24 protein-coding genes and 2 pseudogenes are annotated in these 23,514 nt (G+C 71.1%); 17 read left to right on the top strand and 9 right to left on the bottom strand.

What is annotated here, in order from left to right; all coding sequences use genetic code 11:
* Positions 1–60 precede the first annotated feature (60 nt).
* Together OGL88_RS11525 and OGL88_RS11520 are read left to right on the top strand one after the other, a co-directional pair.
* A complete protein-coding gene (locus OGL88_RS11525; protein WP_263091468.1) occupies positions 61–942 on the top strand; it encodes an ABC transporter ATP-binding protein in 882 nt (293 codons plus the stop codon).
* Positions 939–2,015 (top strand): ABC transporter permease, encoded by a 1,077-nt coding sequence (locus OGL88_RS11520; protein WP_205463083.1) that lies wholly within the window; start codon positions 939–941, stop codon positions 2,013–2,015. Before OGL88_RS11525 ends, OGL88_RS11520 begins: the two co-directional genes overlap by 4 nt.
* A gap of 101 nt (positions 2,016–2,116) precedes the next feature.
* On the opposite strand, the gene OGL88_RS11515 is transcribed toward OGL88_RS11520, so the two are convergent.
* Together OGL88_RS11515 and OGL88_RS11510 are read right to left on the bottom strand one after the other, a co-directional pair.
* Positions 2,117–2,620: a flavin reductase family protein gene (locus tag OGL88_RS11515; RefSeq protein WP_123673676.1), complete on the bottom strand. Its 504-nt coding sequence runs from the start codon at positions 2,618–2,620 to the stop codon at positions 2,117–2,119.
* Entirely contained in the window at positions 2,617–3,132 is a 516-nt protein-coding gene (locus OGL88_RS11510) for an NADPH-dependent FMN reductase (RefSeq protein WP_263091467.1), read from the bottom strand. The genes OGL88_RS11515 and OGL88_RS11510 overlap by 4 nt, the downstream gene beginning before the upstream one ends.
* 613 nt (positions 3,133–3,745) lie before the next feature.
* On the opposite strand from OGL88_RS11510, the gene OGL88_RS11505 reads away from it, so the two are divergent.
* From OGL88_RS11505 to OGL88_RS11460, 10 genes are read left to right on the top strand one after another with little or no spacing between them, the layout of a single operon-like run.
* Positions 3,746–4,927, top strand: coding sequence for a sugar ABC transporter substrate-binding protein (locus OGL88_RS11505; RefSeq protein ID WP_263091466.1), 1,182 nt, complete (start codon positions 3,746–3,748; stop codon positions 4,925–4,927).
* Positions 4,924–6,537, top strand: a complete 1,614-nt coding sequence (locus tag OGL88_RS11500; RefSeq protein WP_263091465.1) for a sugar ABC transporter ATP-binding protein — start codon at positions 4,924–4,926, stop codon at positions 6,535–6,537. Before OGL88_RS11505 ends, OGL88_RS11500 begins: the two co-directional genes overlap by 4 nt.
* The gene (locus tag OGL88_RS11495) at positions 6,537–7,574 is read left to right on the top strand and encodes an ABC transporter permease (protein WP_263091464.1); all 1,038 of its coding nucleotides are present in this window, start codon (positions 6,537–6,539) and stop codon (positions 7,572–7,574) included. The genes OGL88_RS11500 and OGL88_RS11495 overlap by 1 nt, the downstream gene beginning before the upstream one ends.
* Before the next feature lie 54 nt (positions 7,575–7,628).
* Positions 7,629–8,729, top strand: a complete 1,101-nt coding sequence (gene rutA, locus OGL88_RS11490) for a pyrimidine utilization protein A (protein ID WP_263091463.1) — start codon at positions 7,629–7,631, stop codon at positions 8,727–8,729.
* On the top strand, positions 8,726–9,637 hold the full coding sequence (locus tag OGL88_RS11485) for a carbon-nitrogen hydrolase family protein (protein WP_263091462.1): 912 nt from the start codon (positions 8,726–8,728) through the stop codon (positions 9,635–9,637). The genes rutA and OGL88_RS11485 overlap by 4 nt, the downstream gene beginning before the upstream one ends.
* Positions 9,634–11,283: an amidase gene (locus OGL88_RS11480; protein WP_263091461.1), complete on the top strand. Its 1,650-nt coding sequence runs from the start codon at positions 9,634–9,636 to the stop codon at positions 11,281–11,283. The genes OGL88_RS11485 and OGL88_RS11480 overlap by 4 nt, the downstream gene beginning before the upstream one ends.
* 43 nt (positions 11,284–11,326) lie before the next feature.
* On the top strand, positions 11,327–12,784 hold the full coding sequence (locus OGL88_RS11475; protein WP_263091460.1) for an MFS transporter: 1,458 nt from the start codon (positions 11,327–11,329) through the stop codon (positions 12,782–12,784).
* Positions 12,785–12,830: 46 nt separating this feature from the next.
* Complete coding sequence (locus OGL88_RS11470) at positions 12,831–13,454, top strand: isochorismatase family protein (RefSeq protein WP_263091459.1); 624 nt, start codon at positions 12,831–12,833, stop codon at positions 13,452–13,454.
* Positions 13,451–14,107 (top strand): TetR/AcrR family transcriptional regulator, encoded by a 657-nt coding sequence (locus tag OGL88_RS11465; RefSeq protein WP_263091458.1) that lies wholly within the window; start codon positions 13,451–13,453, stop codon positions 14,105–14,107. Before OGL88_RS11470 ends, OGL88_RS11465 begins: the two co-directional genes overlap by 4 nt.
* Complete coding sequence (locus OGL88_RS11460; RefSeq protein ID WP_263091457.1) at positions 14,104–14,922, top strand: GntR family transcriptional regulator; 819 nt, start codon at positions 14,104–14,106, stop codon at positions 14,920–14,922. Before OGL88_RS11465 ends, OGL88_RS11460 begins: the two co-directional genes overlap by 4 nt.
* A 15-nt stretch (positions 14,923–14,937) precedes the next feature.
* Here the strand turns inward: OGL88_RS11460 and OGL88_RS11455 are convergent, their stop codons facing one another.
* From OGL88_RS11455 to OGL88_RS11445, 3 genes are all read right to left on the bottom strand, one after another.
* Positions 14,938–15,168 (bottom strand): helix-turn-helix domain-containing protein, encoded by a 231-nt coding sequence (locus OGL88_RS11455; protein ID WP_123341187.1) that lies wholly within the window; start codon positions 15,166–15,168, stop codon positions 14,938–14,940.
* The gene (locus OGL88_RS11450; RefSeq protein WP_263091456.1) at positions 15,168–15,779 is read right to left on the bottom strand and encodes a hypothetical protein; all 612 of its coding nucleotides are present in this window, start codon (positions 15,777–15,779) and stop codon (positions 15,168–15,170) included. Before OGL88_RS11450 ends, OGL88_RS11455 begins: the two co-directional genes overlap by 1 nt.
* A 93-nt stretch (positions 15,780–15,872) precedes the next feature.
* Positions 15,873–16,904, bottom strand: a complete 1,032-nt coding sequence (locus OGL88_RS11445) for a YeiH family protein (protein ID WP_263091455.1) — start codon at positions 16,902–16,904, stop codon at positions 15,873–15,875.
* Positions 16,905–16,961: 57 nt separating this feature from the next.
* Between OGL88_RS11445 and OGL88_RS11440 the strand changes: the two genes are divergently transcribed.
* Positions 16,962–17,615: a hypothetical protein gene (locus tag OGL88_RS11440; protein ID WP_263091454.1), complete on the top strand. Its 654-nt coding sequence runs from the start codon at positions 16,962–16,964 to the stop codon at positions 17,613–17,615.
* Here the strand turns inward: OGL88_RS11440 and OGL88_RS11435 are convergent.
* Positions 17,606–18,214: an LppP/LprE family lipoprotein gene (locus OGL88_RS11435; protein WP_263091453.1), complete on the bottom strand. Its 609-nt coding sequence runs from the start codon at positions 18,212–18,214 to the stop codon at positions 17,606–17,608. The genes OGL88_RS11440 and OGL88_RS11435 overlap by 10 nt on opposite strands.
* Positions 18,215–18,278: 64 nt before the next feature.
* Between OGL88_RS11435 and OGL88_RS11430 the strand changes: the two genes are divergently transcribed.
* From OGL88_RS11430 to OGL88_RS11415, 4 genes and pseudogenes are all read left to right on the top strand, one after another.
* Positions 18,279–19,100, top strand: coding sequence for an alpha/beta hydrolase (locus OGL88_RS11430; protein WP_263091452.1), 822 nt, complete (start codon positions 18,279–18,281; stop codon positions 19,098–19,100).
* A gap of 146 nt (positions 19,101–19,246) precedes the next feature.
* On the top strand, positions 19,247–19,591 hold the full coding sequence (locus OGL88_RS11425; RefSeq protein ID WP_205463089.1) for a hypothetical protein: 345 nt from the start codon (positions 19,247–19,249) through the stop codon (positions 19,589–19,591).
* Positions 19,592–19,635: 44 nt separating this feature from the next.
* Positions 19,636–19,755 (top strand): annotated as a pseudogene (locus OGL88_RS11420) (DivIVA domain-containing protein); the annotation flags it as partial.
* Positions 19,756–19,794: 39 nt separating this feature from the next.
* Positions 19,795–19,914: pseudogene (locus OGL88_RS11415) on the top strand (DivIVA domain-containing protein); the annotation flags it as partial.
* 105 nt (positions 19,915–20,019) lie between these two features.
* Here the strand turns inward: OGL88_RS11415 and OGL88_RS11410 are convergent.
* From OGL88_RS11410 to OGL88_RS11400, 3 genes are all read right to left on the bottom strand, one after another.
* Positions 20,020–21,171, bottom strand: a complete 1,152-nt coding sequence (locus OGL88_RS11410; protein ID WP_263091451.1) for a Gfo/Idh/MocA family protein — start codon at positions 21,169–21,171, stop codon at positions 20,020–20,022.
* The gene (locus tag OGL88_RS11405) at positions 21,168–22,001 is read right to left on the bottom strand and encodes a sugar phosphate isomerase/epimerase family protein (RefSeq protein WP_263091450.1); all 834 of its coding nucleotides are present in this window, start codon (positions 21,999–22,001) and stop codon (positions 21,168–21,170) included. The genes OGL88_RS11410 and OGL88_RS11405 overlap by 4 nt, the downstream gene beginning before the upstream one ends.
* A gap of 92 nt (positions 22,002–22,093) precedes the next feature.
* The gene (locus OGL88_RS11400; protein ID WP_194646996.1) at positions 22,094–23,458 is read right to left on the bottom strand and encodes an MFS transporter; all 1,365 of its coding nucleotides are present in this window, start codon (positions 23,456–23,458) and stop codon (positions 22,094–22,096) included.
* Between the last annotated feature and the right edge of the window lie 56 nt (positions 23,459–23,514).

The following is a 23,514-nucleotide window of genomic DNA, read 5'->3' as shown; positions in this document are numbered from 1 at the left end:
GGGCCTCCCGGCCAATAGCGTCGACGCAGGCGGCGCAGGCCGTCGCGAGAGGGGTACGACATGCTCACCATCGAAGGGGTGACCAAGCACTTCGGCGACCGCCGGGTGCTCGACGACGTGGGGTTCACGGTCGGCAACGGCCGCCTCACCGGGTTCGTCGGCGGCAACGGCGCCGGCAAGACGACCACCATGCGCATCATGCTCGGTGTGCTGCAGGCCGACGCGGGATCCGTCTCGATCGACGGCACCGTGGTCCGGCCCGCCGACCGCCGCCGCTTCGGCTACATGCCCGAGGAACGCGGGCTGTACCCGAAGATGCCGGTGGCCGAGCAGATCACCTACATGGCCCGGTTGCACGGCGTCGACAAGCGCGCGGCGACCACGCGGACCACCGAGCTGCTCGAACGGCTCGAGCTGACCGGCCACGCCGACGACGCCGTCGAGAAGCTGTCGCTCGGCAACCAGCAGCGGGTGCAGATCGCCGCGGCCCTCGCCCACGACCCCGAGGTGCTGGTGCTCGACGAACCGTTCTCGGGCCTCGACCCGATGGCGGTCGACACGGTGCTGGGCGTCCTGCGCGAGACCGCGGCGCGCGGGGTCCCGGTGCTGTTCTCGAGCCACCAGCTGGACGTCGTCGAACGGCTCTGCGACGACGTCGTCGTGATCGCGGGCGGCACCATCCGTGCCGCCGGCCCGCAGGACGAACTCCGCAAGCAAGCAGGGCCCGCCGCCTGGGAGCTGCTGGTCGACGGCGACGTCGCCTGGCTCCGCGACGAGCCCGGCGTGACGGTCCGCGAGTTCGACGGCGGCTACGCCGTCTTCGAGGCCGACCCGTCCACCGCCCAACACGTCCTGCAGCGGGCCGTCCAGCAGGGCACCGTCGGCTCGTTCGCCCCGCGGGTCCCGCGGCTCAGCGAGGTCTTCCGGGAGGTCATCCGATGAACGACTCCTTCGTGCAGGCCGTGCGGCTCGTCTCCGCACGCGAGATCCAGGCACGCATCCGCAGCAAGGCCTTCGTGGTCTCCGCCCTCATCCTGATCGGCATGGTCGTCGCGTCCATCGTGGTCGGCGGGATCGTCGGCAAGGCCACCGCCGACGACACCACGCCGGTCGCCGTGGTCGACGGCGTCTCCCTGCCCACCACGAGCGGACTCGACGTCACGAAGTCCGGTTCCGTGGCCGACGCCGAACGGCTCGTGCGGGACGGCGACGTCGACGCGGCGGTCGTGCCGTCCGACGACCCGCTCGGCTACAAGGTCGTCGGACTCGACGAGGCCCCGACCGACGTCGTCTCCGCGCTGAGCGTCACACCGCGGATCGAACTGCTCGACCCGGACGCGCTGCCCGGCGGACTCGTCTACCTCATCGCCATCGCGTTCGGCGTCGTGTACTTCGCCTCGGCCGTGACCTTCGGCCAGTCGATCGCGCAGAGCGTGGTCGAGGAGAAGTCGACCAGGGTCGTCGAGATCCTGATGTCCGCGATCTCGGCCAGGGCGCTGCTCGCCGGCAAGGTCCTCGGCAACAGCGTGATGGCGTTCGCGCAGATCGTCGCCGTGGCCATCGCCGCGGTCGTCACCCTGGCGGTGACCGGGCAGGACAACATGTTCTCGATGCTCGGCCCGAGCATCCTGTGGTTCGTCGGGTTCTTCGCCGTCGGCTTCGTGCTCATCGCGTCGCTGTTCGCCGCGGCGGCCGTGCTGGTGTCGCGGCAGGAGGACGTCGGCAGCGTCACCACGCCGGTGATGATGCTCGTGATGATCCCGTACATCCTGATCATCGTCGCGTACAACAACCCGACGGTGCTCGGCATCATGTCGTACGTGCCGTTCAGCGCACCGATCGGCATGCCGATGCGGATCTTCCTCGGCACGGCCGAGTGGTGGGAGCCGATCCTGTCGCTCCTGATCGTGGTCGCCGCGGTGGTCGTGGTCGTCCTGGTGGGCGCCCGCGTCTACGAGAACGCGCTGCTGCGGACGGGCAGTCGCGTGAAGCTGACGGAGGCGCTGCGCGGCTGACGCCGCGGTGTGGACGGGAGGCCCGGATCACGTGAGCAGACCGCTCACGTGGGACGGGCCTCCTGTCCGTTGCCCGGTGCCGGTCCGGCACGCAGCGCCGGTCAGGCGCTCAGCGTCGCGAAGGCGGACCGGTGCCAGACCAGCGGGCTGTGCGCGAAGTCGGACATGAGTCCGAGCACCCGGAGCACGACGATGTCGTGGTCGCCGGCGGGGTACGTGTGCTCGACCGAGCACTCCAGCCAGATCGGGGCCCCCTGCAGGAAGACCGCTCCAGTGTCGGCGACCGTCGTGTCGACCCCGACGAACCGGACCGACTTGTCGCGTGAGGCGAGCTGCCGCGTGACCTGTGCGTGCCCCTCGCCGAGGATCGAGACGCCGATCGTGCCGGCGTCGCGGAGCACCGGCCACGTGGTCGAGGTGTGCTGCACGGCGAACATCACCAGCGGTGGGTCCTGCGAGACCCCGACGGTGAACGACGACGCGACGAGCACGGTCGGTTCACCGTCCACGACGGCGGACAGTGCGGCGACACCGCAGGGGAAGCCCGAGAACGCCTGCTTGAGTGCGGAGAGGTCAGGGGCCTCGGTGGAGTAGGGGCTGATCATGACGCGGTTCCTTCCTGGTGGCTGACGGTCGCACCGAGGACGACGTCCCGCCAGCGGGCGAGCCAGACGTCGGTCGACGCGGGGTCCGAGTACTGCTTGTCGTTCAGGTACAGGGCGGGGGCGGGGACGGTCGCGCCGAGTTCGACCAGCACCGGTTTGAGGAAGACCTCGGGGGCGAGCGCGTGGGCCGGACCGGCACCGAGCATGAGCGGCACCGCGACGACGCCGGCGAGCCCGTCTCCGGTGCCGAACTGGTCGAGGAACAGCTTGAGCACGCCGGTGTAGGTGGCCTTGAACGTCGGCGACGCGACGACCACGAGGTCGGAGCCGGCGACGGTCCGGACGGCGTCGGACACCGCCGTGTCGCCCCAGCCGAGCAGACCGGCGCCGAGGTCGATGACGTCGACGACGTGGTCCGGGGCGCGACCGGTGAGGCGTTCGAGCACGACCGTCGCGGCGTCGAGCGTCCGTGAGGCCCGCTTGGGGTTGCCGGCGACGACGGTGGTGATCATCGGGGTGCTCCTGTCGTGGTGGCGGGGGTGGTTCGTTGGTGCAGTCCACCGCTCGTTCGTTTCGCCGCCGTGCCGGATCCGTATCGGCTGGGTTACGCCAGCGGCCCCCGGGCCGGCGACGCCGGAATGTCCCGGTCAGCCGGGCTGTGCGGCCAGGGACCCGGGGCATTCCGCCAGCCGCCGTGCGCGGCCGTCGCATCGAATTGTGAGAGCGCCGTTACCGGAAGTCGCCTCGGATGCGTCCGGCGTGTTTCGCCCCGCCGTCGCCGCCCCGTCCCCGTCCGGATCCGCGCGTGCACGGGCCTCGGTGGCGCAGTCGTCCCCCGCGGAACCACGCGGCGGACGCCCCACGCGCACCACCGCAGCGGGTGGCCTAACACCAGCGAAACAAACGCCTAACAGGACCGTTACCGGGCGACCGCCTGCTGGCTCCCCGCTGCCGTTACATTCGCATCAGCCCCACTGCAGCGGCCGGCGTCACCCCGACGCCCCGCCGCCGGTGAACGTCTCCCGGCTCCCTGCACACGCCACCCCGCGCCGCGGGGTGTTCGTCGTACCCGCTGCAGCTTCCCCGCACCTTCCCTGCTCCACCCGTCCAGGAGGTCCCCGACCGATGTCGTCCCCCGCACCGTCCCGAACGCGTCTCCCCCGTCCCGCGCTCCTCGCCGCCGCACTCTCCGGCGTGCTGTTCCTGTCCGCCTGCTCGGCCACCTCGACCGCGTCGACGAGCTCCGGCGACGACACCGCCGGGGTCGAGCACGCCACGAGCCAGATCGAGGCGGCCAGCGTCGACCCCGAGTTCACCTTCGAGGGCGAACCCTTCGACATGTCGGGGATCGCCGGCAAGACGATCTTCAACATCCCGAACTCGTCCGCCGTCCCCTTCATCACCGCGGTCGACGAGGCCGGCGAGAAGGTCGCCGAGCAGTACGGCGCGAAGTGGATCGAGTACACGAACCAGGGCACGCCCACCGAGCACTCCGCCGGCATCGACCAGGCGATCAGCCGCGGCGCCGACATCATCGTGCTGGCGCAGGGCGTCAACGGTGAACTCATCGTCCCGGCGCTGAAGCGTGCGAAGGCCGCGGGGATCCCCGTGCTGATCAGCCACACGTACCAGACCGGCGAGGCGCTGCCGGACCAGCTGCAGGACCTCGTCGCCGCGCAGGTGACCGCCCCGTTCCACGAGGCCGCGAAGCTCAACGCCGACTGGGCCATCAAGGAGACGAAGGGCCAGGGCGACGTCCTGATCATCACCTCCTCTGAGGTCCCCCCGTCCGACGGCATCGTGCAGGCGATGCAGGACGAGTTCGAGGCGCAGTGCGACGGCTGCGCCGTCAAGGTGACGAACGTGCCGGTCGCCGACTGGGCGACGAAGATCTCGTCGACCGTGCAGTCCGCCGTGCAGTCCAACCCGAACCTCGACTACGTGCTGCCGGTCTACGACTCGATGACCCTCTACGTCGAGGCCGGCGTGACCGCGGCGGGCAAGACCGGCCAGGTGTTCACCTCGTCGTACAACGGCACCCCCGCCGTGCTGAAGATCCTGCAGGACGGCAGCGTCCTCACGATGGACATCGGCGAGAACATGGAGTGGCTCGCGTACGCCACGCTCGACCAGGCCGGCCGCATCCTGACCGACACCCCGATCATCGAGGACGGCGACGAGAAGACCCCGCTCAAGGTCTTCACGAAGGACAACGTCGACGAGACCGGCACTCCGCCGGCGCCGAGCAAGGGCTACGGCGACGCCTACAAGACCGGGTACGAAGCCATCTGGGGCGCGGCGAAGTGACCGCCACGCCGGTGCTGCGGATCAGCGGGCTCACGAAGCGCTTCGGCGGACTGACCGCACTCGACGACGTCGACCTCGAGGTCCTGCCGGGCCAGGTCCACGCGCTCCTCGGCGAGAACGGCTCCGGCAAGTCCACCCTCATCAAGATCCTGTCCGGCACCTACGCGCCGGAGCCGGGAGCGACGATCGAGGTCCGTGGCGCCCGACTGCCACTGCCGGTGCCGCCCGGGTACTTCCGCCGCGTCGGGATCAGCTTCGTCCACCAGGACCTCGCGCTCGTCCCGTCGCTCGGCGTGACCGAGAACCTGCGGCTCGCGACCGTCGTGGCCGGCCGGGGCCCCTTCGTCCGCTGGGGCGCCGAGCACCGCGCCGCCGCCGAGCTGTTCGCCCGGTACGGGGTCGACATCGACCCCCGCGCACGGATCGACGAGCTCTCCGACACCCAGAAGGCGCTCGTCGCGATCCTGCGGGCCGTCGCCGAACTCGGCGACGACCGCGCGCTCATCGTGCTCGACGAACCGACGGTGCTCCTGCCGAAGGAGGACGCCGACCTGCTGTTCCGGGTCGTTAAGGACCTCGTCGCGGACGGTCGCACCTCGGCACTGCTCGTGTCGCACGACATGTCCGAGGTCCTCGAGCACGCCGACCGGGTCACCGTCCTGCGGGCCGGCCGGGTCCAGGCGCACCGTGACACCGCCACGACGACGGCCGACGAGCTCGTCGCGCTCATCGTCGGCCGCGGGCTCGACGGCGCCGCCGCCAGGACCCCGCGTCCGGCGACCACCGGTGACGCCGTCGTGGCGGTCCGAGACCTCCGGGTCGGTGTCGTCGACGGCCTGTCGTTCGACGTCGCGGACGGCGAGGTCGTCGGCATCACGGGCCTCGCCGGCTCGGGCGTCGAGGACGTGCTGCCCGGCCTGTACGGCGCACGACCTGCGACCGGTTCGCTCACCGTGCGGGACGACGAGGTGCAGGCCGCCCCGATCGACCTGGCCCGGGTGTCGCCCGGTTCCTCCATCGCCCGCCGTGTCGTGTACGTCCCCGCCGACCGCAAGCGCGAGGGCGGTGCGCTCACCCTGTCCGTCGAGCAGAACGTCACGCTCCCCGTCCTCGGGAAGCTCCGCGGACTGCTCGGCCTCTCGCCCGCGCGGGAACGGTCGCACGTCGCGGGACTCGTCCGTGACTACGACGTCCGACCCGCCGACCCGTCCGCCCTGTTCGGCACGCTGTCCGGCGGCAACCAGCAGAAGGCCGTCCTGGCGAAGTGGATGCAGGACGACCCCCGGCTCGTGCTGCTGCAGGAACCGACCCAGGGCATCGACGTCGGCGCCCGTGCTGCGATCTTCTCGATGCTCCGCCGGAGTGCGGAGCAGGGCGTCGCAATCGTCTGCGCCTCCACCGACTACGACCAGCTCGCGCAGCTGTGCGACCGCGTCGTCGTCCTCGCCCACGGTCGCGTGCACGACGTGCTGACCGACGGACGCGTCGACCGCGACGTCATCGCGGCCGCCGTCGTGGCGAGCCTCGTCGACGCGGCCGAACCCGCCGCGCCGTCCCCCGCTGCTCCGTCCCCTGCTGCTGTTCCCTCCCTCGTCAAGGAGAACGCCTGATGTCCACCACCGCCGACCCCGTCCTCGAGACCTCGATCGTCCGTCCGACCCGCCCGCGCTTCTCGTGGGGGCACACCGAGCGCTACGCCCTGCTCGGTGCCTGGCTCGTCATCGTCATCGCGTTCAGCATCGTGCTGCCCGACACGTACCCGACCCTCGGCAACCTGCAGAACATCCTCGGGTCCCAGTCGGTGCTGCTCATCCTGGCGCTCGGGTTCCTCTTCCCCCTGACCGCGGGCGAGTTCGACCTGTCCGGCGCCTCGACGATGTCGCTCTCCGCCATGACCATCGCCGTGCTCAACGCGAAGATGGACGTCCCACTCGTGCCCGCGATCGCCGCCGGTCTCGTCATCGGCGTCGTGGTCGGGCTCGTCAACGGCCTGCTCACCGTCGGCTTCCGCATCGACTCGTTCATCGTCACGCTGGGCACCTCGACGTTCATGATCGGGATCATCCAGTGGATGAGCGCCTCGTCGTCGGTGACGGGCATCGATCCCGCCCTGGTGCAGGCCACGGTCGGGTGGCGCGGGCTCGCCGGCCTGCCGCTGGCCTTCGTGTACGGCCTGATCGCCACCGTCGTCGTCCTGGTCGTGCTGAGTGCCACCCCGGTCGGCCGACGGCTGCTGTTCGTCGGCACCGGCCGAACCGTCGCCGAGCTCTCCGGGCTGAACGTGCGACGGCTCCGGGTCGGTGCGTTCGTCGGCGCCGGCCTCACCGCCGCGGTCGCCGGGGTCGTCTACGCCGGCACGCTCGGCGGCGCAGACCCGTCGAGCGGACAGTCGTTCCTGCTCCCCGCGTTCGCCGCCTGCTACCTCGGCGCGACCGCCATCATCCCGGGCCGCTTCAACGCGATCGGCACCTTCATCGCCGTGTACTTCCTGTTCTCCGGGGTCGTCGGCCTGCAGATGCTCGGCGCCGACAACTTCGTGCAGCAGCTGTTCTACGGCGGCGCCCTCATCGTCGCCGTCGCCGTGTCGCAGACCATCCGGCGGCACTCCGTCGCGACCGCCGCCAAGGCCGCCGCGAAGCGTTCCTGACCCACCTCGTCCTCCCCTCCCTGCTCGACACCCACCACAGAAAGCGAGTCCCCCATGGACATCGGAGTCTTCATCCCGATCGGCAGCAACGGCTGGCTCATCTCCACCACGTCGCCCCAGTACAAGCCGTCCTTCGACCTGAACCTCGAGATCGTGCAGAAGGCCGAGGCGTACGGCTTCGACTTCGCGCTGTCGATGATCAAGCTGCACGGGTACGGCGGCCCGAGCGGATTCTGGGACGAGAACCTCGAGTCGTTCACGCTGATGGCCGGTCTCGCCGCCCGCACCGAGCGGATCCGCCTGTTCGCCACGACCGCGGTCCTGACGATCCCGCCGGCGATCGCGGCGCGCATGGCGGCGACGGTCGACTCGATCTCGCACGGTCGCTTCGGGCTGAACCTCGTCGCGGGGTGGCAGAAGGCCGAGTACGACCAGATGGGCCTGTGGCCCGGCGACGACGTGCACTTCAAGCGCCGCTACGCCTACCAGACCGAGTACATGCAGGTCATGAAGGAGCTCTGGGAGCACGGCGAGTCCGACTTCAAGGGCGACTACTTCACGATGAACGACTGCAAGATGCTGCCGAAGCCGACCGGACACATCCCGATCGTCTCGGCCGGCCAGTCGTCCCAGGGCATGGCGTTCGCCGCCCAGTACTCCGACTACAACTTCTCGATGGGCGTCGGCGTGAACACCCCGACCGCCTACGCCGACCAGAACAAGGCCCTCATCGAGGCACGGGCGAAGACCGGTCGCGACGTCGGCTCGTACGTGCTGTTCATGGTCATCGCCGACGAGACCGAGGAGGCCGCCCAGGCCAAGTGGGCGCTCTACAACGACGGCGTCGACGTCGAGGCGATCTCGTGGATGACGGGCCAGGCACTCACCGACACCGAGGGCGAGGAGGGCAACACCGCCAAGCGGATCTCCCTGCCCGAGGGCGCCGTGAACATGAACATGGGCACGTTGGTCGGCTCGTACGAGCAGGTCGCGGCGATGCTCGACGAGGCCGCCGTCGTCGAGGGCACGAAGGGCATCATGCTCGTGTTCGACGACTTCCTGCAGGGCATGGACGACTTCGGCACGCGCATCCAGCCGCTGATGCGCACCCGCGAGGGCGTGGAGTCCGTCGCCCCGAGCGCGGTCACCGCATGAGCACCGCATCGAACCGACCGGTCATCGAGGTCGCGGTGGTGCAGGCCGGACAGACCCCGGCCGACGGCGACGCCGCGCTCGACGAACTCATCACCCTGTTCGAACAGGCGGCCGAGGGCGCCGACCTCGTCGTGTTCCCCGAGCTCTGCACCACGCCCTACTTCTGCGGCGTGGTCAACGACAGCCGCAAGGCCTGGGCGCAGCCCGTCCCCGGCCCGGTGACCGCACGGTTGGCCGCCGCGGCGAAACGTCTGGGTACCGCCGTCGCCTTCGGCCTGTACGAGGACGCGGGCGACGCGCAGTACAACAGCGCCGTGCTCATCGACGCCGACGGCACGCTCGTGCACGGTACCGACGTGCACGGCGAGCAGGTGGCGTCGTACCGCAAGACCTCGATCCCGACCAACGCGATCTCCGACGTCGACGAGAAGCACTACTTCGCCGCCGGCTCCGGACCGGTCGTGTTCGACGCGCTCGGCACCCGCTTCGGCATGCTCATCTGCTACGACCGGAGCTTCCCGGAGTACTGGCTCGCATCGCGGGCCGCCGGTGCCGAGGTGATGCTCGTGCTGGTGTCGTCGATGGGCTTCCGCGAGACCCTGTTCACCCAGGAACTGCAGGTCCGCGCGCTCGAGACGCAGACGTGGATCGTCGCCCCGAACCGCGGTGGCGAGGAGACCGTCGACGGCAAGACCGTGAGCTACTTCGGTCGGTCGTCGGTCGTCTCACCGCGGGGCGACCTGGTCGTCTCGGCACCTGCCCACCAGGCGGGGCCGATCATCCGGGCCACCGTCGACGTCGGCGAGGTCGCGGCGGCACGCGACGACTTCCCACTCGGACGCGACCGCCAGCCCGGGGTGTTCCGGTACCTCGCCGACGCCCACGCACCGGCGGCGGTCCCAGCATGACGGACGTCGCCGCCGTGGTCCGCGGCACCATCGCCCCGCAGCTCGACCGGGCGCTGGCCGCGAGCCGCGCGAACCCGTTGCCGGCCGCCCCGTCGGCGCTGCGCGCGGAACCGGCACACAGTGCGCAGCTGTTCGGCCGGCTGCTGGGCGCCGCGATCGACGCTGCGCCGACCGCGGCACGGCCCGAAGACCCGCCGTCGGCGTCCCGCCCCGCTGCCGACGCCGCCGCCGACCCCGCCGCGGCCACGGTCGTCGAGCTCCTCGACGCCTACCGTTCCGGCACCACCACCCCGTGCGCCGTCCTGGCCGCACTCGCTCCGCACTGGACGAGCGACGACGTCTGGTCGGACGCGGTCCTGCGCCTGGTGGACGGGGCCGAGGCGGCCGCCGCCGAGTCCACCCGTCGCTGGGCGGACGACGAGGCCCGACCGCTCGAGGGCATCCCGTTCGCCGTGAAGGACATCATCGACGTCGCGGGGACGATCGTCACCAGTGGCTCGCTCCAGACCGGCGACCGTGTGGCCCCGGCCGACGCGACCGTCGTGGCCCGACTCCGTGCAGCCGGCGCGATCCCCGTGTTCACGGCGGCCACGACGGAGTTCGCCTGCGGTGGGCCGCACAACGCCCGGTACGGTGCCGTGCGGAACCCCTGGGACCCCGAGCGCTGGACCGGTGGCTCGTCGACCGGGTCGGGTTCGGCGCTCGCCGCCCGGATCGTCCCGTTGGCGCTCGGATCCGACACCGGCGGGTCGATCCGCGTGCCCTCTGCGCTCTGCGGCACCACAGGGATCAAGCCGACCTACGGCCTCGTGCCGCGCACCGGGGTCGCGAGCCTGTCGTGGACCCTCGACCACGTGGGTCCGATGGCCCGCTCCGCCGAGGACCTCGCGCTCGTCCTGGCGGTCGTCGCGGGGTCCGACGGCGAGGACCCGACGTCGTTCACCGCCGTCCCGCTCATCGAGGCGGCACCGGAACGGGTCGAGGGGCTCCGCATCGGGGTGCCGCGCGGCTGGTTCACCGAACGCGTCGACACGGCGGTACTCGACGCCCACGCCGCCGCGACCGAACGGTTCCGCGAACTCGGGGCGACCCTCGTGCCGATCGAGTTCGACGACCTCGAATCGATCGACGCGGAGTGCTGGACCGTCTTCTACGGCGAGCTCGCCGCGAACCAGGAGGCGAACGCCGCCACGGCCGACCTGTTCGACGCCGGGACCCGCGCGCGGTTCGACGTGTCGTTCCTGCCGACCGCGGCGGACTACCTCCGGGCACTCCGCCGCCGCCCGCTCGTGCAGGCCGCGATGGTCGCCCGGATGGACGAGGCCGGCGTGGACGTGGTGCTCACCCCCGGCATCGGGGCCACCGCCCCGCGACTCGACGACCTGACGATGTCGGTCGACGGCGAGCGGTTCAACCTGCACGACGTCGTCCCCCGGAACACCCGCCTGTTCGACTACGTGGGGTTCCCAGCGCTGATGATGCCGGCGGGCACCGCGCCCGACGGTCTGCCCGTCGGCGTGCAGCTCGTCGCGCGGCCGTGGGACGACCGCCTGGTGCTGTCCGCCGCCGCCGCCTTCCAGCGGGTCACGACGCACCACCGCCTGGTGCCGCCGTCGTCCGCCGTGCGAGGGCCGACCGATCAGTAGCCGCACCATCGACGAGGGCGCCGCCCGACGACGCGCCTGGCAGGTGCTCTGCGCATCGAGCCTGAGCGTCGTCCTCGTCTTCATCTCCTCGAGCGCCCTCCTCGTCGCACTCCCCGACGTCAGCCGCGACCTCGACGCCAGCGCGGTGCAGTCCAGCTGGGTGCTCCTGAGCTACATGCTCACCACGACCACCCTGATCCTGGTCTTCGGACGGATCGCCGACCTGGTCGGCCGGCGGCGCCTGTACATCGCCGGCATCCTCGTCTTCCTGCTCGCCTCGCTCGCGTGCGGGTTCGCCCCGGACGCCGCCGTCCTGCTCGGTGCCCGGCTCGTGCAGGGCGTGGGTGCGGCGGCCATCGTCACGAACACGACCGCACTGCTCACCGACGTCTTCCCGGAGTCGATCCTGTCGCTCGGCCTCGGCCTGAACGCCACCGTCGCCGCGGTGGGGCAGGTCATCGGCCCGGTCGTGGGCGGGTTGGTCGCCGAGTCCTTCGGGTGGCGCTGGATCTTCCTCGCCGGCGTGCCGATCTCACTCGCCGGACTCGTCTGGTCGCTCCGGTTGATCCCGCACAGCACCCGTCCCCGTTCCGGCGAGCGCCTCGACGTACCGGGGTCGATCCTGTCCGTCGCGGCCGTCGGCCTGCTCGTCGGTGCCGTCTCGATCGGCGGCTCGATCGGCTGGTCGGCCGTGCCCGTCGTGGCGATGGCCTCGGGCGCAGTGGTCCTCGGTGGCGTCTTCGTGTGGGCCCAGCGGCGGGTCGCACACCCGCTGGTCGACCCGGCGATCTTCCGCGACCGCGCCACCATCACCCTGTTCTCCGCCGCCGGGCTCTGCGCCCTGTCCAGCTACGCGCTCGTGCTGCTGGCGTCCCTGTCGTTCCAGGCCGTCGACGGCAAGGACGCCGTCGAGGCCGCCCTCTGGGTGCTCCCGACCCCGATCGGCACGACCGTCGCCGCCGTGAGCGCCGGGTTCCTCGCCCGCCGAGTGGCCGCGCGGACCCTGTCGACCATCGGCATGCTCCTCATCGCACTCGGCGCCGCGGTGCTCGCGGTCTCGCTCGCCGACGGCAGCGCCTACGTCGTCACCGCCACCGGCCTGGGCGCGGTCGGGGTCGGGACGGGCGTGTTCATGACGCCGAGCACGTCCGCACTGATGACCCGGGTCCCGGAACACCGACGCGGCATCGCCAACGCCATCCGCTCCGCCCTGCAGAACGCCGGCTTCCTGTTCTCGACGGCCCTCGGACTCGCGATCGCGACGGGTGGACTGTCCGCCTCCCAGGCGGCAGCCGCCTACGACGGCAGCCTGCTCGGTCTGCCGGCCGGCGACGTCCAGGTGTTCGTCGACGGCGTCCGCGCCGCAGCGCTGACCTTCGCCGGCTGCGCGGCCCTCGGCGCGCTCATCGTCGCGTTCGGTCCGTTCGGACCACCCGACCGGGAGGCACCACTCCGGCCCGACAGGGCGGGTCCGGTCCCCGAGCCGGGGGCGTCCACGTGACCGTCCCCACCCTGGCAACGACCACCCACGACGGAAGCAGGACCCCATGACCGACGACCACCAGGACTACGCGGCGGCCGGGTTCACCGGCGCGCTGCAGCCAGGACGACGCGCCGCGCTCGTCGTCGTCGACCCGGTCCGCGCCTACGTCGACCCCGACTGCGGGCTCTACGCCGGGGTCGAGGAACCCGTCGAGCGGATGCGGGAGCTCACGACCGCTGCCCGCGCCGCCGGGGTGCACGTGGCGATCACCACCATGGCACTGTCCGCCGACGGGTCGAACGCCGGGGTGTTCTTCCGCAAGGTGCCGGCGCTCGCCGCGTACCTGCCGGGGGCGTCCACGGGCGCGTTCGTCGACGGGCTCGAGCCCCAGGCCGGGGACACCCTGGTGCCCAAGCAGTACCCGAGTGCGTTCTTCGGCACCTCGCTGGCCGCCGACCTCGTCGCCCGCGGTGTGGACACCCTCTTCATCGCAGGGCTGTCGACGAGCGGGTGCATCCGTGCGACCGCCACGGACGCCATGCAGCACGGGTTCGTGCCGATCGTCGTGCGCGAGGCGGTGGGCGACCGGTTGCCGAGCGTGCACGAGGCGAACCTGTTCGACATCGCCGCCAAGATCGGCGAGGTCTGGAGCATGGACCGGGTCCTCGAGCACTGGGACGCGGCATGAGCCCCGCGACGAGCACCACGGCGAGCACCGTGACGGGCACCGAGGCGCCGGCCCGCGGTCGGCCTCGGAGTGCCGCCGTCGGCGAGTCCGTCTACACGGCGTGCGTCGAGATCCTGGCCGAGGGCGACCCGCGCGCGTTCACGATCCGGGCCGTCGCCGACGCTGCCGGGGTGGGGGCGGCGACGATCTACCGGCGGTGGTCGAGCAAGGAGGTGCTGCTCACCGAGACCGTCATCCGGTTGATGGAGGAGCACATCCCCACGATCCAGGACGCCCCGATCGCCGAGGGGGTCCTCGGGCTCACCCGGGGGTGGGTGCACGCCCTGGTCGCGACGCCGGTCGGCCGCGCACTCCCGCTCATCGTGGAGACCGCGTCGCACGAGCCGCGCGTCGCCGAGGCCGTCACCGAGTGGCACCTGGACCGACGGTTGCGGGTGAACGCGATGCTGCAGCGGGCGATGGACGCCGGCGACCTGCGCCCGGACGTCGACCTCGGCATCGCCGTCGACCTGCTCGGCGGGCCGACGTTCTACCGACGCGTGTTCGTCTCGCTCGACATCCAGGCGCCCGACTACCCGGTGCGACTGGCCCGGGAGTTCCTGCGCTGGGCCGGCTGGACCGGCGACGTCTCGACGGTGGGGGTGGCCTCGTGACCGGGATCGTCCCGGAGGAGTTCGCCCCGACCGCGGCCTGGACCGACATGGGCGTCGGGACGACCCCGTCGGCGCCGGGGCACTGGATCGGGTTCAACCGACGCTCCGACGCGGCGCGCCAGGTGTCCGACCTGATCCGGGCCGACATCGTCGCCGGCCGCTTCACCGGCCCGCTGCCCTACGAGTGGGAGCTGCTCGACCTGTACGGCACGACGCGGAACGTCCTGCGGGCTGCGCTGACGTTGCTCAAGGAACAGCGGCTGCTCACCCGTGCACCACGATCCGGCACGTTCGGTGTCCGGCCCGTCGCCTCGGTGAGCCTGGCCCGCACGTCCGACGAGGTCACGATCTACGGCGAGACGGCCGGCGGCAGCGTGTTCGAGTCACCCCGGCTCAGCATCGTGCACCTGTGCGTGCAGCAGGTGACCGCGCCGGAGACCGTCCGGCGCAACCTGCAGATGACCGGCAGCAGCGCGTTCTTCGTCGAGAGCCTCATCTCGTTCGACGGCGAACCGAGCCGGGTCCGGACGAGTTGGGTACCGCACGAGCGCTTCCCCGACCTGGTCGCCGAGCCGCTCACCGAGTACGTGCCGGACGTGCTGGTCCGGAAGGCCGGTACGCGTCCGGAGGCCCGGCGGCTGCTGCTGAGCACCGTGAACGCCGACCAGTGGACGGCCGACCTGCTGGACATCGACCCCGGTCAGGCGATCTTCCACATCGAGCGGTTGATGTGCCTGGCGGACGGGACGCCCGTCGAGTACGGGTTCTCGCGGTACCGCGGGGACCGGGCGGTGATCGACTCGCGGATCATCTGACCCGTGCGCCCGGGCTCAGTCGGTCCGCACCGAGAAGACGTCGCCCGGCTGGCACCCGAGCTCCTGGCAGAGCCGGGTGAGCGTGGAGAAGCGGATCGCGCGTGCCCGGTTGTTCTTCAGCACCGACAGGTTCACCACGGTCACCCCGACCCGGTCCGCGAGCTCGGTCAGCGTCATGCCCCGAGCGGCGAGCAGCTCGTCGAGGTGGCAGACGACCGCGTGGCCGTCCTCTTGTTCCGGGGGCATCAGACCAGCCCGGACTGGTCGCGCACCATCCGCTGCGAGGCGGTCAGGGCGAACCGGAAGCAGATGACGACGAGCAGGCCGAGGTACACGGGCACGAACTGGTGGTCGACGTCGGGCGTCGGCAGACGCCCGTCCCAGCCGAGCCCCGACACCACCCAGTTCCACCCCATCCGGCGGACGAACTGGGGCACGAACCCGGCCACGAGCACCGCAGCCGCGAGCCAGTCGAGGATCCGGGTCGTCGACCGGTCGAACAGCCCACCGCGCGAGATCTTCCACGCCACCGCCGCCACGAGGGCGATGAGCGCACTGACGAACAGGACCTCGAGCGCATCACCGACCCGGATGTACCCGATCGCCCCCGCCGGCACGTCCGCGATCGGGGCCCGGAGCACGAGGTGGTCGGCGGTGACGGTCGCACCGCCGGGCGGCTGCGGGACGTCGCTCGTCGCGGTCATCCGGACGGGCACGGACACCGTTCCGGAGCTGACCGAGCGGACGAGCAGGTCGACGTACCGCCAGACGACGAGCGCGATGCCGATCACGCAGCAGGCGACGTAGGCGAGGTAGGAGTTCCGGCCGCGGGGCGGTTCGTACACGGGTGCGGTCATGGCGTCTTCCCCTGTCGATCATCGATACCATCGAATTTCGATACAACGATAAACGATGGGTCGGACCGGTGCAAGACCCCGTCCCGCTCCGACCTACAGCAGGCCGAAGACCGCCTGCGCGCCGAGGCTCGTGCCCGCCACGAGCGCCCAGAGCGCGATACCGAGCAGCATCGGACGGAAGCCGGCACGTCGCAGCGCCGCGAAGTCCGTCGAGCAGCCGATCGCCGCGAGCGCCACCGTGATGAGGAACGACGCCGCGGTCGAGAAGCCGGGGGCCGCACTGGCCGGCAGCACCCCGACGGTCCGGAGCAGCACCACCACGAGGAACCCGATCAGGAACCACGGGACCAACCGGAACACGCGGAACCCGCTGCGCGACCCCGTGTCGGGCGTGAGCTGCTCGCGGGAGGCGCGTCGGGCCTCCAGTCCGGCCAGCCCGATGACGATCGGGATGATCATCAGGGTCCGCACCAGCTTCACGACGACCGCCGTGTCGGTCGCCTGGCGACCGTAGACCGTCGCCGTGGCGACGACGGACGACGTGTCGTTCACCGCCGTCCCCGCGAAGACGCCGAAGGCGTGCTGGCTGAGGCCGAGGGCGTGGCCGAGCAGGGGGAAGGCGAACACCGCGGCGATGTTGCAGAGGAAGATCGTCGACATCGCGTAGGCGACGTCCGCGCTGACCGCACCGATGACGGGCGTGACGGCCGCGATCGCGGACGCACCGCAGATGCCGGTCCCCACGCCGATCAGGGTGCGGAGGGTGCCCGACACCCGGAGCAGTCGGCCGATCCCCCACGCTGCTCCGAGACACACGACGAGCGTCGTGAGCATCACCGGCAGGGTCTCACCGCCGATGCGCAGGACCTCGCCGATGGAGAGCTGCGCGCCGAGCAGGACGACCGCGAACTGCAGGACGCGGCTCGACGAGAACTTGACGCCGGGAGCGAGCACGGCGAGGGTACCGCCGGTGCGGCGACGGACGAGCCAACCGAGCACCGCGCCGATCAGGACGGCGGGGACGGGCCCGCCCACGACCGGGACGACCGATCCGATCAGGGTCGCGACGAGGCCGATCGCGACGGCGACGGCGACACCGGGAGCGGCGGTGCGGGCGAACTGCATGGGAACAGCATCTCGTGCTCGCGGCCGTGGTGCGGTCCAGCCGGGCAGGATTGCGTGGTGGAGTACTCGGGCGAGCGGTGGGTGCAGCGGCTGCGTGACGGCGAGATGCCGAAGCGGTGGCCGGTCCTGCTCGTGGCCGCGGTGACGACGGCCGCGGGGCTCGGCGTGCTCGTCGCCGAGTTCGCGTCGCCGGACTTCCTGCGCGGTCTCGACAGCGCCCGCACACAGGCCAACTTCGTCCTGTGGCCGCTGTTCGTCGCCGGGTTCGGCCTGCTGCTGGCGGTGGTGACCTGGAGCGCCGGTCGGACCGATCGCCGCACCCTGGCACGGATCCGGGAACGCCGCGCGCCCCGGTTCCACCTGCCGGTCTCCGCGTCGGGGTTGCGGGCGACCGACGACCTGCCGGGCCCCCGACCCGAGATCTGGACCGTCGACGCGTCCGGTCTGCACGCGTGGGCGCCGTCGCGGGCGGAGCCGGTGTTCGACCTGCCCTGGACCCACATCCGGAAGTTCTCCGTCGCCACGAAGGACGCACGCGGACAACGGGTCGACTTCGGCGTCTGGATCAGCACGACGGTCGGCGAGGACGTCGTGGTGGAGCCGCGACCAGCACTCGGACGTGGGTTCGAAGGCGGCCCGGACAAGCTCGCGACGATCGTTCGGGTCCTCCGCGCACTGCAGCGCGAGCTTGCTGCCGCCGATCAGCCCTGAGCGGGCGGGACCTCGCCGGTCATGTCGACGCGCTCGGTGCCGTCGTTCCAGATGTACGTCGCGGTGGTGCGACCGGAGGCGTCCGCGTTCGCCTCGTTCGCCTTCGCGTACGTGTAGGTGACCTTGATCGAGGCGTCGGCCAATCGTTCGACAACCGGCTCGAACGCGTACTGCTCGGAGGTCGCGGTGCCGAGGTACCGGCCCTGGTGGAAGAGCAGGATCGCGTACGGCGAGCCGGCGGTGCCGAACTCGGGCGCGACGACGGACCAGGACAGTGAGGCGCAGGCGTCGTAGCCGGTGTAGTCGGCGTTCGCAGCGTCCCACTTGGTGTCCTCGAGGCCGGCGGGCGAGGGCAGCGCAGCGATCCCGGCGGCTGCTGCCTCGGAGCCGGTCGCGGGACCACAGGTCGGGGTGGGGGTCGGCGTCGGTGTCGGCGTGCTCGTCGGCGACGGGGTGGCTGCCGTGTCCGTCGGCGCCGCGGTCACGGTCTCGGTGACGGTCGGGGCCGCGTCGCCACCGTCCCCGCCACCGGAACAGCCGGTCAGCAGGGCGACCACGGCCGCGCCGGTCAGGAACAGAGCAGTCTTCGAGGTGCGCACCACTCCACGGTGCACCGACGGCAGTGTCGGCGCTCGCATCGTTACCGGCCCGTAGTCTGCTGGCATGCGGAGAGAGGACATCGGGGCATCGGCGGACGTCGTGGACGACCACGTCGTGGGTCCGCACGGACCGGTCCCGATCCGGCGCTACCGCCCGCAGGACCCCGCACCCGCTCCGACGCTGGTCTGGCTGCACGGGGGTGGGTTCTTCCGCGGCGACCTGGACCTGCCCGAGTCGGACGCCGTGGCCCGTGCGCTCAGCGCCCGCGGCATCCCGGTGATCACCGTCGACTACCGCCTCGGTCCGCTGCCCGGCATGCCATGGATCGGGCGGACGGGTCCACGAGCACGCCGACGTGCACCGCACGCGCGGGACGAGGTCGTAGCGGTGCTCCGCTCGCTCGCGGAGGAGTGCCCGGCCGGCCTGCTGCTCGGTGGCGCGAGTGCCGGCGCATGCCTCGCGGCGTCGGCGGTCGCCGCTGGCCCGCCCCTGGCCGGCACCGTGCTCGCGTACGGGTTCTTCCACGCGCGGATCCCCCGCGACCCGGCAGTACAGCGTCTCGTGCGCGGGCACCGGCGGATCACGCACGCTCCACTGTTGCTCGACGCCGCGAACCGCACCTACGCCGGGCCGCTCGGCGCCGGAGCGTTCCCGGCACCGGAGGACCTCAGCACGTTCCCGCGCACCCTGGTGCTCGACGCCGAGCGAGACACGATGCGCGCATCCGGCGACCGGTTCGCACGGCAACTCGGTGCCGCGGGGGTCGATCTCGAGCGTCACGTCCTGCCCGACAGCCGGCACGCCTTCCTCAACCGACCGGGCAGCATCGACTTCGCGGCTGCCGTCGACCTGGTCGCTTCGTGGGTGGTCCGCCGACCCGACTGAGCGTTCGAGCGTGTGCGACCGTCGGACATTCCGGTGACGCCACGGCGAACCGGACGTATTCTGCTGTCGGAAGCAACGGCGGTTCCGAACACCCTTCGCCACGTTCACCGTCGTGGCGTCCCGCCTCTGCGACGAAGAGTCCAACCGTGACCGAACACCTCATCGAGTACGTCGCCCGTGACCGCACGGGCATCACCGCCGTCGTGACGACCACCAGCGTCATCGACGTCGACACCGTGATCCAGCACATCAGCTCCGGCCACACCGGCTACTACGTGGCTGCCGACTCCTGGAAGCGCACGCCGGTCCGGAGCATGTCGTTCATCGGCGGCACCTACCTGTTCGCGAACTGGGACGGCTCGAAGCGGAACATGCTGCACGACCTGGCGTTCCGGTCGCCGACGCGCGCGGTCCGGACAGAGGAGCCGACGGAGACCCGCTTCGCGCGCTTCCTCAGCGCGGTGTTCGGCCGCCGACTGCCGCAGCCCTGACCCCCGCCTACCCTGCTGCTGCCGCTGCGCACGTCCGTGAGAGCATGACGGGCATGCAGAAGGGGGAGCACATGCTCGCGAAGGACGTGTCCGACAAGCGGTTCCGACCGACCAAGTGGCGGGAGGGCTACGACCAGGGTGAGGTCGATGCGTTCCTCGACCGGATCCAGACCACCCTCGCCGGGTACGAGCAGGGGCGGCCGGTGGATCCGCTCACGCCGGATGACGTGACCGCCGTGCGATTCCAACCGACGAAGTTCCGCGAGGGCTACGACCAAGACCAGGTCGACGACTTCCTCGACCAGGTCGTCGTGGCACTCCGCTCGCACATGGCTCGCTGAGACCGGCGCCGACGCAGAACGACATCCCCGTCGTCGTACGACGTCGGGGATGTCGTTCCGGGTCGATCCCGCCAGTCGAGCGAGCCCTCAGACCTGCGCGCCCTCCAGCGTCGCCGCGAGCGGGTCGAAGTCCTCGGGCAGCGACGCGATCGGTGCGACGGTCGACTCGACCTCGATGAACGAGCGGGCGGCGATCGACTCCTCGACCGCGACCATGGTGTCGAGCACGTGGTACCCGACCTCGCCGGTCGCGATGTGCGACCCACCACCGCGGATCGCCCGCGCCATGTCGAGCACGCCGAGGCCACGACCGACGGTGGGCTCCTCGTCGAGCAGGACCTCGAAGTCCTGCGAGAAGGGGAACGTCGCGTCCGCGGTCAGCGGTCGCGCGATCCGGATCGGGTGCCCACCACCGAACGTGTTCGGGTCGGGCAGGACGATCGTGCCCTCGGTCCCGTTGACCTCGAACACGCCGTGGCGGAACAGCGGGGTGTCGAACGACAGCAGCGACTGTGCGTTGCCGCCCTGCTCGAACGAGGTCAGGACGGAGACGTGGGTCGGCACCTCGACGGGGAACGAGTCGCCGGCGTTCGGTCCGACGACCAACTGCCGCGTCGACCGCGACTGAGACCCCGTCGCGACGACGGAGTCGATCGGTCCGAGCAGGTGCACGAGCGCCGTGAAGTAGTACGGGCCGATGTCGAACAACGGGCCCGCACCCTTGGCGTAGAGGAACGACGCGTTCGGGTGGAACACGTCCGGCCCCTGCCACTGCATGCTCGTGACCGCGGTGAGCGGGGTGCCGATCACACCGGCCTCGATCGCTCGCTTGGCGGTCTGCCAGCCCGGGCCGAGCACGGTGTCGGGGGCGATGCCGAGCTTCAGACCGAGGGAGTCGGCGAGTTCGACGAGCGATGCGGCCGAGGCACGGTCCACGCCGATCGGCTTCTCGCTCCACACGTGCTTGCCGGCACGCAGTGCGTCCATCGAGACGGCGACGTGCGTGGCGGGGAGCGTCAGGTTGATGACGATCTCGACGTCAGGGTCGGCGAGCACGGATGCGCCGTCGCCCGAGGCCGCGACACCCCACTTCGAAGCCGACGCCGCGGCGCGCTCCGTGTCGATGTCGCCGATCCGGACGACCTCGACGTCGGGGAACGTCGTGAGGTTCGCCAGGTACTGCTCGCTGATCATGCCGGCGCCGATGAAGCCGATGCCGACGCGTCCGGTGCGGGTCATGCGGACACCTCCGATGCGGACGACGAACCGGCCGGCGCGAGCTGTGCCGCGAGCCACTCGTACGACTGCTGCACACCGTCGAAGACGTCCCCGTCGAACCCGTCGAACTCGATGACGGCGTACTCGAGCGCCGTCGCCGCACGCAGCGCCTCGGCGAGCCGGACGTCGCCCTGGCCGGCCGGGGTCTGGTCGGTGGGGATCGTCGCGGTGGAGATGTCGTCGCGCATCGGACCGTCCTTGACGTGCACGGCGACGATGCGGTCGCCGAGCTCCTCGATGAACGCGACGACGTCGATGCCCGCGGCCGATGCCCAGTACAGGTCGAGCTCGAGCACCACGGCCGGGTCGAGCAGCGACGCGAGCACCTGCAGCGCGGGCTGCCCGTCGATCTGCGGTCGGAGCTCGTGGTCGTGGTTGTGGTAGCCGACGCGCAGACCGTGCTCGGCGGCCTCGACGGCGGCGGCGTTCAGTCGTGCGGCGACGCGCTCGACGCCCTCGCGGGTCGTCCACGCGTCGGGCCCGACGAACGGGTCGATGACGATCTCGAGGCCGAGTTCGTTCGCCGCGGCGAACGTGTCTGCGTGCGACGGAGCGGTCATCACGGTGCCGTCGGGCAGCGGGATGGTCTCCTCGACCAGGAACGCGTGGCCGGTCTTCGCGGTGATGCCGTGGGCGTCGAACGCGGACTTGAGCTGCGGTGCTCGGTCCACGAACGCGAACGCCTCGACGGTGTCGAAGCCGATCTCGGCAAGGCGGCGGACGCCGCCGTCGAGGTCGGGCTCCAGCGCGGCGTTCACCGTGTAGAGCTGCAGGGAGATGGCGGGAGCCATGTCGGGTCCTTTCCGGGGGTGGTACAGGTGACTGCCTGGAGGCGCGACTCGCGTTGCGGACGCGAGTCGCGCCTCCCGGCTGGTTGCGTTGGTCAGCGGACCGACTTGATCGGCAGGATCACGAGGGCACCGAGGATGACGGCGACGCCGGCACCCCAGAGCATGAGCGTGTAGTTCTGACCACCGCCGATGCCGAGCAGGAACAGGCCGACGGCCGGAGCGAGCGACTGCGGCAGCGCGTTCGCGATGTTGATGACGCCGAGGTCCTTGCCGGGGCGTTCCGGGTCGGGCAGCACGTCGACGATCAGGGCGGTGTCGATGGCGGCGTAGATGCCGAAGGCGAAGCCGAGGACGATCTCGGCGAAGTAGAAGCCGCCGACGGTGTCGACGTGGGCCAGGATCACGAGGCCGACCGCGGTCAGTGCGGTGGAGCCCCAGACGAAGACCTTCCGGCGCTGGACGCGGTCCGACACCCAGCCGGAGACGGCGGCGCTGACGAGCAGGGCGACCGTGTACAGCAGGACGCCGAACGCGACGACCCCGACGGCCTCGGCCTGCGGCAGACCGATGCGGTCCTGCATGTAGAGCAGGCGGTACGTCGTGAACATGAACGTGCCGAAGGTGATGAGGAAGCGACCCCACCATGCCAGGCCGAAGTCCGGGTGCTTGATCGGGTTGGTCCAGAACGAGCTGATCAGGTTGATCCAGCTGAACGGCTTGACCGGCGTCGTCGGCAGGTCGTCGCGGGCCACGAAGCAGTAGACGAGGATCGCGATGATCGCCAGGACACCCGGGGCGATGAAGAGCACCGGGAGGTTGCCGACCAGGTACACGGCCAGGTACAGACCGGCGAGGATGGCAGTGTTCTGCGCGAGGGCGATGACGCTCGAGGCCTTGCCGCGCTGGAACTCCGGCACGTTGTCGGCGAAGCTCGCGGTCAACGTGGCGAGGACGGCGTTCGCCGTGACCTGCGCGAGGACCCAGGCCAGCGTGAGCTGCAGGACGTTCGGCGAGAACGCGAGCCAGGCGAGCGAACCGACGAAGACGATGACGCCGCCGAGCATCCACGGGCGTCGGCGTCCCCAGCGGCTGCGGGTGCGGTCGGAGATCGCACCGAACAGCGGGTTGGCGAACAGCGCGCCGAGGGCACCGAACGGCAGGACCGAGCCCACCACGGTCTCGGGGCTCGTGGGGTTGAGCTCGGTCGCCTTGATCGACATGCTCACGAAGACCGGCGTGAGCAGGGCGACGAACAGGCCGAACTGGGCGAAGCTGAGGCCCCAGAGGTAGCCACGGCCCACACGCATCGTGCTGACGGACTGCGTGATCCCCTCGACTGAGAACGCTCGGGGCGCCGCGGCGTCCGAGGCGGTGGCACCGGCGGCTGCGGTGACCGCTGGTGATGCGGTCCCGGCGATGCCGCGTGTGGGTTCTTCCTTCGACGTCGGTGTCGACATGACTCCTCCTCGAGTCATAGGGGGCTTCGGGGCCCTCGAATACCTAGTGCTGCTAG

Origin of the sequence: Curtobacterium sp. RIT-PI-V (assembly GCF_025642935.1) — a bacterium.
GTDB lineage: Bacteria > Actinomycetota > Actinomycetes > Actinomycetales > Microbacteriaceae > Curtobacterium.
This window is presented reverse-complemented; position numbering and strand designations above follow the sequence as displayed.

Coding starts and splice junctions, on each gene's coding strand:
- OGL88_RS11510 (WP_263091467.1), bottom strand. CDS start 3,132: ATGATCACCACCGTCGTCGCCGGCAACCCCAAGCGGGCCTCACGGACG.
- OGL88_RS11520 (WP_205463083.1), top strand. CDS start 939: ATGAACGACTCCTTCGTGCAGGCCGTGCGGCTCGTCTCCGCACGCGAG.
- OGL88_RS11430 (WP_263091452.1), top strand. CDS start 18,279: ATGCGGAGAGAGGACATCGGGGCATCGGCGGACGTCGTGGACGACCAC.
- OGL88_RS11470 (WP_263091459.1), top strand. CDS start 12,831: ATGACCGACGACCACCAGGACTACGCGGCGGCCGGGTTCACCGGCGCG.
- OGL88_RS11505 (WP_263091466.1), top strand. CDS start 3,746: ATGTCGTCCCCCGCACCGTCCCGAACGCGTCTCCCCCGTCCCGCGCTC.
- OGL88_RS11515 (WP_123673676.1), bottom strand. CDS start 2,620: ATGATCAGCCCCTACTCCACCGAGGCCCCTGACCTCTCCGCACTCAAG.
- OGL88_RS11445 (WP_263091455.1), bottom strand. CDS start 16,904: ATGCAGTTCGCCCGCACCGCCGCTCCCGGTGTCGCCGTCGCCGTCGCG.
- OGL88_RS11525 (WP_263091468.1), top strand. CDS start 61: ATGCTCACCATCGAAGGGGTGACCAAGCACTTCGGCGACCGCCGGGTG.
- OGL88_RS11410 (WP_263091451.1), bottom strand. CDS start 21,171: ATGACCCGCACCGGACGCGTCGGCATCGGCTTCATCGGCGCCGGCATG.
- rutA (WP_263091463.1), top strand. CDS start 7,629: ATGGACATCGGAGTCTTCATCCCGATCGGCAGCAACGGCTGGCTCATC.
- OGL88_RS11480 (WP_263091461.1), top strand. CDS start 9,634: ATGACGGACGTCGCCGCCGTGGTCCGCGGCACCATCGCCCCGCAGCTC.
- OGL88_RS11495 (WP_263091464.1), top strand. CDS start 6,537: ATGTCCACCACCGCCGACCCCGTCCTCGAGACCTCGATCGTCCGTCCG.
- OGL88_RS11405 (WP_263091450.1), bottom strand. CDS start 22,001: ATGGCTCCCGCCATCTCCCTGCAGCTCTACACGGTGAACGCCGCGCTG.
- OGL88_RS11450 (WP_263091456.1), bottom strand. CDS start 15,779: ATGACCGCACCCGTGTACGAACCGCCCCGCGGCCGGAACTCCTACCTC.
- OGL88_RS11455 (WP_123341187.1), bottom strand. CDS start 15,168: ATGCCCCCGGAACAAGAGGACGGCCACGCGGTCGTCTGCCACCTCGAC.
- OGL88_RS11465 (WP_263091458.1), top strand. CDS start 13,451: ATGAGCCCCGCGACGAGCACCACGGCGAGCACCGTGACGGGCACCGAG.
- OGL88_RS11485 (WP_263091462.1), top strand. CDS start 8,726: ATGAGCACCGCATCGAACCGACCGGTCATCGAGGTCGCGGTGGTGCAG.
- OGL88_RS11400 (WP_194646996.1), bottom strand. CDS start 23,458: ATGTCGACACCGACGTCGAAGGAAGAACCCACACGCGGCATCGCCGGG.